The sequence below is a fragment of the Kribbella sp. genome (assembly GCF_035655035.1).
In the GTDB taxonomy this organism is placed as follows: Bacteria; Actinomycetota; Actinomycetes; order Propionibacteriales; family Kribbellaceae; genus Kribbella.
Window position 1 is genome coordinate 1 of record NZ_DASRVN010000271.1, and the last position, 8,760, is coordinate 8,760.

9 protein-coding genes are annotated in these 8,760 nt (G+C 70.2%); 2 read left to right on the top strand and 7 right to left on the bottom strand.

Annotated features, from left to right (window positions below; translation table 11 throughout):
- Positions 1–104: 104 nt before the first annotated feature.
- Both VFF46_RS15680 and VFF46_RS15685 read right to left on the bottom strand, forming a co-directional pair.
- Positions 105–695, bottom strand: coding sequence for a DinB family protein (locus VFF46_RS15680; protein ID WP_325037847.1), 591 nt, complete (start codon positions 693–695; stop codon positions 105–107).
- A gap of 17 nt (positions 696–712) precedes the next feature.
- Positions 713–1,546 carry an SDR family oxidoreductase gene (locus VFF46_RS15685; RefSeq protein WP_325037848.1) on the bottom strand — a complete coding sequence of 278 codons (834 nt, stop codon included), beginning with the start codon at positions 1,544–1,546 and terminating at the stop codon, positions 713–715.
- 72 nt (positions 1,547–1,618) lie between these two features.
- Here VFF46_RS15685 and VFF46_RS15690 point away from each other — a divergent pair, with 72 nt between their 5' ends.
- Entirely contained in the window at positions 1,619–2,383 is a 765-nt protein-coding gene (locus VFF46_RS15690) for a TetR/AcrR family transcriptional regulator (RefSeq protein ID WP_325037849.1), read from the top strand.
- A 109-nt stretch (positions 2,384–2,492) separates the two neighbouring features.
- Here the strand turns inward: VFF46_RS15690 and guaA are convergent, their stop codons facing one another.
- Positions 2,493–4,043: a glutamine-hydrolyzing GMP synthase gene (gene guaA / locus VFF46_RS15695; protein ID WP_325037850.1), complete on the bottom strand. Its 1,551-nt coding sequence runs from the start codon at positions 4,041–4,043 to the stop codon at positions 2,493–2,495.
- A 225-nt stretch (positions 4,044–4,268) separates the two neighbouring features.
- On the opposite strand from guaA, the gene VFF46_RS15700 reads away from it, so the two are divergent.
- Positions 4,269–4,970: a hypothetical protein gene (locus VFF46_RS15700; protein WP_325037851.1), complete on the top strand. Its 702-nt coding sequence runs from the start codon at positions 4,269–4,271 to the stop codon at positions 4,968–4,970.
- On the opposite strand, the gene VFF46_RS15705 is transcribed toward VFF46_RS15700, so the two are convergent.
- From VFF46_RS15705 to VFF46_RS15720, 4 genes are all read right to left on the bottom strand, one after another.
- Entirely contained in the window at positions 4,942–6,015 is a 1,074-nt protein-coding gene (locus tag VFF46_RS15705; protein ID WP_325037852.1) for a hypothetical protein, read from the bottom strand. The genes VFF46_RS15700 and VFF46_RS15705 overlap by 29 nt on opposite strands.
- Positions 6,012–6,668, bottom strand: a complete 657-nt coding sequence (gene bioD / locus VFF46_RS15710) for a dethiobiotin synthase (protein WP_325037853.1) — start codon at positions 6,666–6,668, stop codon at positions 6,012–6,014. The genes VFF46_RS15705 and bioD overlap by 4 nt, the downstream gene beginning before the upstream one ends.
- Positions 6,665–7,786 carry an 8-amino-7-oxononanoate synthase gene (locus tag VFF46_RS15715; RefSeq protein WP_325037854.1) on the bottom strand — a complete coding sequence of 374 codons (1,122 nt, stop codon included), beginning with the start codon at positions 7,784–7,786 and terminating at the stop codon, positions 6,665–6,667. The genes bioD and VFF46_RS15715 overlap by 4 nt, the downstream gene beginning before the upstream one ends.
- Positions 7,787–7,877: 91 nt before the next feature.
- A partial coding sequence (locus tag VFF46_RS15720; protein WP_325037855.1) for an aminotransferase class III-fold pyridoxal phosphate-dependent enzyme occupies positions 7,878–8,760 on the bottom strand: 883 nt, incomplete at its 5' end.

Consider the following 8,760-nt stretch of genomic DNA (forward strand, 5'->3'; position numbering starts at 1 on the left):
GTTCTTCGACACCAGCGCAGTCGACAGGCCCGAGCATCATCAACCCCACCGACCCCGCCGAACTGTCACCACAAAGACGGCCGGAACCGTCACCGATGTCCCGATCAAAAACTGTTACCGATGTCCTGAGAGATGACAACGGCACGCGCAGCCTCCTCGACACGCTCGCGATAGCGCGCCCACCAAGCGGCGTCCCGCTCGGGCAGGTTCGAGTTGTCCGCGCGCATGCCGGTCGCGCCGTCGAGCTGCTCGCGCAGGATGTCGGCGTGCCCGGCGTGCCGGTTGGTCTCGGCGATCATGTGGACCAGGATCGCGTGCAGCGTCGTGTCCGGCTTCGGCCACCACGGCACCTGACCCGGGGCGTCCAGCGGCAACGCCTCGATCGTCGCGTCGGCGTGCGCCCACACCCGGCGGTATCGATCGACCACGTCCGCGCGGGTCTCGTCCGGGGTCGCCCACATGTCGGCGTTCGGCTCGGCGTCGTCGTCCCACCAGGAGAAGTCCTCGGGATACGGCCGCTCGAACGTCTTCCCGAAGTACCAGGCCTCCACGCTCGAGAGGTGCTTGATCATCCCGAGCAGGTTGGTCCCGGTCGGGGTCAACGGCCGGCGCGCGTCGTACTCACTGAGTCCGTCGAGCTTCCAGACCATGGCTTCGCGGGCGTTCCGGAGGTAGCCGTGCATGAGCTCTTTCACGCCCGCGATCATGCCAGTCAGCGGAAGGCGCCGGCGTTCGCCCGTGCCCATTCGGCGTACGTGACGGGTGGCCGGCCGGTCAGGTCGCGGACCGCGGGTTCGGGCTTCATCGGCCACTCGGACATCATCCGGAAGCCGTCGAGGAGCCACTGGGCGGTTTCCAGACCGATCGCCGGGGCGAGCTCCGCGAGGTACTCCTCCGGCGTCTGCTCCTCGAAGCGGACCTCCTTGCCGATCGCCGCCGCGATGTGGGCCACCTGCTCCGGCGGCGTGATCCCCTCGGGGCCGCTGAGCGTGATCTTCTGCCCGTCGTACCGCTCCGACATCAGCACCACCCGGGCCACCGCCGCGATGTCTGCGAGGTCAATCGGCGTCTGCACCGCGTTGCCGTACGGCGCCCGTACGACCCCCTCCGCCCTGATCGACGGCGCCCAGCCGAGCGTGTTGTTCATGAATTGGCCCGGCCGCAGGAAGGTCCACGCGAACCCGCCGGCCTCGACCGCCCGCTCCAGACGGTAGTAGTGCCAGGTCGCCGGATCCCCCTGCGCCTCGTACTCGGCCGGCTCCCCGGACAGTACGACGACCCGCCGCACGCCGGCGTCCCGCGCACAGCGGACGAAGTCGTCGACGTACGCCGGGAGCGGCGCCAGGTACACCGCGTCGACACCCGCGAGCGCCGCAGGCAAGGTCTCCGGCTTCCCGAGGTATCCCCGCGCGACCTGCACCCCGGAAGGAAGCGCCGCGCGGGCCGGGTTCGCGGTCAGTGCCCGCACCGGCGCGCCCGCCGCGACCAACTCGTCGACCAGCAACCGCCCCACGCTCCCGGTCGCGCCCGTCACCAGGATCGTCATGTCCGTCTCCCCTCGATCGATCAATTCCCGTAGGGTATACGAGAATTCAAGGAACCGCCTATCGTTGTCCGGGTGAGTGAGCGCCGAAGTGGTGAAGGGCAGCCGGACCGGACGCTGGCGTTGCTGTGGCGCAACCACCGCCAGCCGCCCGCGGATCCCCAGCGGAAGCGGGGAGCAGGACGCCGGCCGTCGCTGACCGTCGACGACGTCGTCCAAGCAGGTATCCGGCTCGCCGACGAGCAGGGCCTGGCGGCCGCGTCGATGGGCGGGCTGGCGAAGGAGCTCGGCGTCGGCACGATGACGCTCTACACGTACGTACCGTCGAAGGAGGAGCTCCTGGACCTCATGGTCGACCAGGTGCTCGTCGAACGTCGACTGCCCGGCCCGGGCGAGCCGCGACCGGCGGACTGGCGCGAGCAGGTCGAGATCTACTCCGTGCAGACGCGGGAGATGTTCCAGCAACACCTGTGGCTGTCGCAGGTCTCCACGATCCGCCCGCCGGTTGGTCCGGGGATGCTGGCGGGGCGGGAGTACCTGCTGTCCGTGCTGCTCGATCTCGGCCTCACCCCGACCGAGACAAACACGGCAGCGCTCGCGATCACGACATACGTCGACTCGGCCGCGAGCCTGGAGGCGGAGAGCCTGCTCGTCGAGCGCGCGACCGGCCAGACGAACAACGCCTGGTGGTCCGAGCGCAACGACCTCTGGGAAACGTACTTCGACGTCGACCGCCATCCAGCGATGACAACCATCTGGCACGCCAACGGCTACCAGTCAACCCCCGACGACGCCTACCACTACGGCCTCAACCGCCTCCTCGACGGCATCCAGCCGTAGCTCCGACGCCAGCTGCGACGGCGGGGTCGCGGCGACTGCCGCCAGGCCCGGCTCGAGTCCCTCACCCGCCGCCCGCGGCGTCGGTAACAGAGTCACTCGCTGTGGTGGGTCATTCCCACTCGATGGTGCCCGGCGGCTTGCTCGTGACGTCGAGCGTGACGCGGTTGATCTCGTCGACCTCGTTGGTGATCCGGGTCGAGATGCGTTCGATCACGTCGTACGGGAGCCGCGCCCAGTCGGCGGTCATCGCGTCCTCGCTGGTCACGGGGCGCAGTACGACCGGGTGACCGTACGTCCGCCCGTCGCCCTGGACGCCGACCGAGCGGACGTCGGCGAGCAGCACCACCGGGAACTGCCAGATGTCGCGGTCCAGCCCGGCCGCGGTCAGCTCGGTACGGGCGATCAGGTCCGCTGCGCGCAGGATGTCCAGCCGCTCGCGGGTGACCGCGCCGATGATCCGGATCGCGAGACCCGGGCCCGGGAACGGGTGCCGGTAGACCATCGTCTCGGGCAGGCCGAGCGCCAGCCCGAGCTCGCGGACCTCGTCCTTGAACAGCGTCCGGAGCGGCTCGATCAGGCTGAACTCGAGGTCGTCCGGGAGCCCGCCGACGTTGTGGTGAGACTTGATGTTCGCCGCGCCCGCGCCGCCGCCGGACTCGACCACGTCCGGGTACAGCGTGCCCTGGACCAGGAACTCGATGTGCCGCTCGGCGTCCACCTTCCGCGCGGTCGCCTCGAAGGTCCGGATGAACTCGCGGCCGATGATCTTCCGCTTCTGCTCCGGGTCGGTGACGCCGGCCAGCGCGGACAGGAACTGGTCCTCGGCGTCGATCGCCTCCAGCCGGATCCCGATCGCGGCGGCGAAGTCCTTCTCGATCTGCTCGGACTCACCGGCCCGCTGCAGGCCGTGGTCGACGTACACGCAGGTCAGCTGGTCGCCGATCGCCTTGTGCACCAGGGCCGCCGCGACCGCGGAGTCGACGCCGCCGGACAGCGCGCACAGCACCTGCTTGTCGCCGACCTGCTCACGGATCAGCGCGACCTGCTCGTCGACGACGTTGGTGGTGGTCCAGTCACCGACACAGCCGGCGATCTCGTACAGGAAGTGCTCCAGCACGGCCTGCCCTGCCTGCGAATGCAGGACCTCCGGGTGCCACTGCACCCCGGCGAGCTTGCGGTCCAGATCCTCGAACGCCGCCACCGGCGCACCCTCAGACCCGGCCAGTACGGCGAACCCGGCCGGCGGCGCGTGTACGGCGTCCCCGTGCGACATCCACACGTTCAGGTCCTGCGGGATGCCCGCGAGCAGGGTGCCCGCCGCGCTCACCGTGACCGGCGTACGCCCGAACTCCCGCAGCCCGGTACGCCGGACGTCCCCGCCGAGCGTCTGCGCCATCGCCTGGAACCCGTAGCAGATCCCGAACGCCGGCACACCGGCCTCGAACAGCCCCGACTCGACCCGCGGCGCCCCCTCGGCGTACACCGACTGCGGCCCACCCGACAGGATGATCGCCTTCGGCCCCTTCGCCAGCATCTCCTCGACCGGCATCGAGTGCGGCACGATCTCCGAGTACACCTTCGCCTCACGCACCCGCCGCGCGATCAGCTGCGCATACTGCGCCCCGAAGTCAACAACCAGAACCAACTCATGCTCCGCCACGCCCAAAGCGTATCGGTGCAGGTCAGCAGGGCTGTAATCCCCACCCGCCGCCGGAGCCCACTCCGGACTGTCACGAAGCGATTACGGCTTGCCGGGCTCGACCACCTACCATCGGCACCGAGAGTCTCCGGGCAAGCCGAAGGCCCGCCGGCGTCCGCCGGCGGGCCTTCAGGTGATCTTGTAACGGAGAGACCTGCCTCCGCCTTCGCCAATGAGTTTAGGATCATGCGCCCCGCAAATCAAACAGGCGTCCATCACGCCGTCGTCGCTGCCAAGATCAGCGGCCCACGCCTCTCGCCGTACCTGACAGCAATGGAAGGCAACGTCCGCCGGGCGCTCAGCCTGTACCAGTGGAACGTCGAACTGTCCGGCTCCGTGTACGAATGCCTGCATCGGTTCGAGGTGATCCTGCGCAACGCACTCGACGAGCAACTCCGCAGCTGGAACGCCCTCCAGCGGGATCGGGAGACGGGCCGGACCCACTCAGCGGACTGGCTGCTGGATCCCGCGCGTCTCCTGGGGCGGCTGGCCGGTGACGACATCCGCAAGGCCGGGCGCCGGGCGCAGACCGCCCTGCGAGGTGCCGGCCGACCGCCCGGGCACCCCGACGTCCTTGCCCAACTGAGCTTCGGCACGTGGCGATTCCTGTTACCTGACAACGATCCGGGCCGGCAGCACCTCTGGAACAAGGCCCTGGCCGCTGCCTTCCCAAGGCTCAGCGGCGCGCCCTCGGACCTGGTGGACCACGTCGACCATATCTACAAGCTGCGCAACCGCGTCGCTCACCTCGAGCCGCTGCTCAACTCGGGCATGGTCGCCGACCGGCTGGACCGGATGCGCACGGTGCTGCTCGCGATCGATCCGGCGCTCGAGGCGTGGTTCGTCTCGCGGCAGCGCGTCACGGCAACTCTGAAGCTGAAGCCGTAGCAGTCACCCGGAGGTGCTTTGGGGCGTGGAAGGAGAGGAGGGTTGTCCAGGGTGGGGGCTCGGTTAGCTGGACGTGGGGTAGCAGGGTTTGGGTGGATTCCAGGGCGATGCGGGTTTCGAGGCGGGCGAGGGTGGCGCCCAGGCAGCGGTGGAGGCCCAGGCCGAAGGCCAGGTCGGGTGGGGCGTTGGTGGCGGTGAGGGTGAGGAGGATCGGGGCTTGGGGTGGGAGTTGCGTGTCGCCGAGGGTGGCGGGGGTGGCGGTGATGCGGCGCCAGGTCGGGACCGAGGAGGCGTTGCAGAGTACGTCCTCGACTGTTTCGGCGGGGTCGATCCGGCGGCCGAGGGAGCGGTGGAAGGCCGTGGAGATGAGTTGGGTGGTGGTCTCCTGGCCGGCGATCAGCAGGAAGTACGCGGCCGCGCAGATCTCCTCGTCGGAGAGGCCCAGCTTGATCAGGACGCCGAACAGGTCGGTGCCGGGCTCCTTGCGGGCGGCCGTCGTACGGGCGCGTAGCCACGCGTAGAACTCGGCGGCGGTGTGGGCCAGTTCGAGCTGGCGGTCCTCGTCGGGGGTGCCCCAGAAGAGTTCGAGGGAGTCCAGGCTCCAGGCCTTCAGGGCCGGTACGTCGACCTCCGACAGGCCGAGGAGGTGGAGGACGACCAGGGCGGGAGGCTCGGCGGCGATCGCCTGGACGAGGTCGATCTCTTCGCCGGCTGCCAGGCGGGCGGTGGTGGACGCGACTCGGGAGGTGTTGAGTTCGCGGGCGAGTGGTTCGACGGCGGCGACGCGGGCGGGGCTGAAGAAGCGGGCCACCGCGGCGCGGATCGGGCGATGGGATTCGCCGGCGTTGTTCGCGAGCGTCGGCGGCAGCGCGAAGCCGACCGCGGACAGGACGCGGAGGGCCTTCACGGAGAGCGGGGTGTGCGCGAGTACGGCGTTGTCCGGGCGGAACGTCTGCGGATCGAGCAGCACGTCCCGTACCGCTGCCGGATCCTCGACCACCCAGTACCCGAGCGCCTCGTCGTACCGCGCCGGACAACCACTCACTCGAACCAGCTTGGAGCGGTCGAGCGGAACTTTTCCACCGGCCAGGTGCCGACGCCGGCCGGGATGCGGCCGAGCAGGGGGACCCCGGACGTGCCCGGCAGGTCGTGCAGGTTGCAGCGTTCCGCGAGGTCCGGGTCGTCCGGCCAGGAACCGATGACGAGACCCTCGACCGGCAGTCCGCGGGTCCGTAGCGCCTCGACGGTCAGGCCGGTGTGGTTCAGGGTGCCGAGCCCGGCGCGGGTCACCACCACAAACCGGAACGGGCTGGTCAGGTGTTCCGCGAGATCCGCCAGGTTGTTGCCGTCGGCATCGAGCCCGACGAGCAGGCCGCCGGCGCCCTCGACCAGTACGGTGTCGTACGTCCGGGCGAGGTCGTCGACCGACGCGGCGTACTCCTCGACCGACGGCAGCGCGATTCCCGCCCGCCGCGCGGCCGTCGTCGGGCCGAGCGGTTCGGGCAGCCGGACGCCTTCGTGCAGCGCGGTCACGCCGCTGAACCGGCCGACCTCCGCGAGGTCACCCGGCTCGTCAGGCGCGACACCGGTCTGCGCCGGCTTCACGACCGCGACCGACTCCCCCGCGCACACCGCGAGCGCGGCCGTGACGATGGTCTTGCCGATGTCCGTGTCGGTCCCGGTGACGAAGGTGATCATGAGACCTTCCCGATCGCGTCGGCGATCACGGTGCAGGCGTGATCGACATCCGTTGCTGACAGTCCGGCGTGCGCGGTGAGCCGCAGCCGGGAGATCCCGTCCGGTACCGACGGCGGCCGGAAGCTTCCGACCCGGACGCCGTTCTCCAGACACAACTCGGCCGCGCGCACGGTCTCCCGCGGACCCGGCATCGGTACCGAGACGACGGGCCCGGAGGCGGGCGGTACGTCGCACGCCGCGGCCAGCCGTGCCGTCGCGGCATGGATCGCGGACGGGCGGTCAGGCTCGGCCCGGAGTACCTGCAGCGCGGCGAGGGCGGCGGCGCACGCGGCCGGGTTGAGGCCGGTGTCGTAGATGAAGGGGCGGGAGCGATTGATCAGGTGGTTGCGGAGCACGGTGGGGCCGAGGACCACGCCGCCCTGGGAGGCCATCGACTTGGAGAGGGTCATGGTGACGACGACGTGGTCGAGGCCGGCCAGGCCGAGGGTATGGACGGAGCCGTGGCCGTTGCCTGTGACGCCCAGGCCGTGGGCCTCGTCGACGAGGAGGACGGCGTCGTGTGCCGCGGCGGTGGCTGCCAGTTCGGTGAGCGGCGCCTCATCGCTGAGGACGGAGAAGACGGACTCGGTCATCACGACGGCGTGTGGTTCGTTGCGTTCGGCAAGGAGTTTTTCGACGGTGCCGACGTCGTTGTGCGCGAAGATCTCGACCCGGGAGCGGGACAGGCGGCACGCGTCGACGAGCGAGGCGTGGACGTGTTCGTCGGAGATCAGGAGGGTACCCGGGCCGCCGAGGGCGGTGACGATGCCGAGGTTGGCCAGGTATCCGGACGAGAAGGCGAGCGCGGACTCCTGGCCCACGTACGCCGCCAGCGCGGACTCCAGCTGCTCGTGGAGTTCCGTCGTACCGGTCACCAGGCGGGATGCGGTGGAGCCGGTGCCCCAGGTGCGGACGGCCCCGGCGGCGGCTTCGGTCACGCGCGGGTCGCGGCTGAGGCCGAGGTAGTCGTTGCCTGCCAGGTCGATCAGGTCGTCGTCGTGGGCGCGGGCGTGCAGCCGGCGAGTGAGGCCGCGGGCTTCCAGGGCCGCAGCCTTCGGAGCAAGCCAGTCCTCGAGCATCAGCCTTTCCCCTCCAGCGCAGCACGGTCCTCCAGCGCAGCACGGTCCTCCGGCGCAGGCCAGTCCCCCGGCGCGAGCCAGTCCACCTGCATCAGCCGGCCTCCTCGATCGCGCCGGTGATCGCCGCGGCAATGGTCGCGATCTCGCCGTCGGTGCAGATGTACGGCGGCATCGTGTAGACGAGGTCGCGGAACGGCCGCACCCACACGCCGCGCCGCAACGCCGCCTCGGTCATCGTTGGCAGGTCCACCGGTCCACCGAGCTGTACGACGCCGACCGCGCCGATCACCCGTACGTCCTTCACGGCCGGCAACTCACGCGCCGCATCCAGCCCGGTCTCCAAACCGGCCGAGATCCGGGCAACGTTCGCGGCCCAGTCCTGGGAGAGCAGGAGATCCACGGACGCCAGGGCGACCGCGCAAGCGAGCGGGTTGGCCATGAAGGTCGGGCCGTGCATCAACGCACCACCTGGTCCGTTCGAGACCGTCTGCGCGACGTCCGACGTACACAACATCGCCGCCAGCGTCAGGTACCCACCCGTCAGGGCCTTGCCGACGCAGAGGATGTCCGGCTCCACGTGCTCGGAGGCGAAGAGCGTGCCGGTCCGCCCGAACCCGGTCGCGATCTCGTCGAAGATCAGCAGGAAACTGTGGCGATCGGCGAGCTCCCGCAGTACCCGGAGGCAGGCCGGGCTGTACGGGTACATGCCGCCGGCGCCTTGCAGGACCGGTTCGACGATGATCGCGGCGATCTCCTCCGAATGCGCTGCGGCCAGCGCCGCCATCGCCTCGGCCCACGCCTGCAGCTCCGGATCGTCGGCGGAGCGTTCGAACCCCGCCGGCGGTTGTGGGCCGAAGACCTGATCCTGCAGGGCGCCGGTGAAGAGCGAGTGCATGCCGTTGACCGGGTCGCAGACGCTCATCGGCGCGAACGTGTCGCCGTGGTACCCGCCGCGGACCGTCAGCATCCGGGTC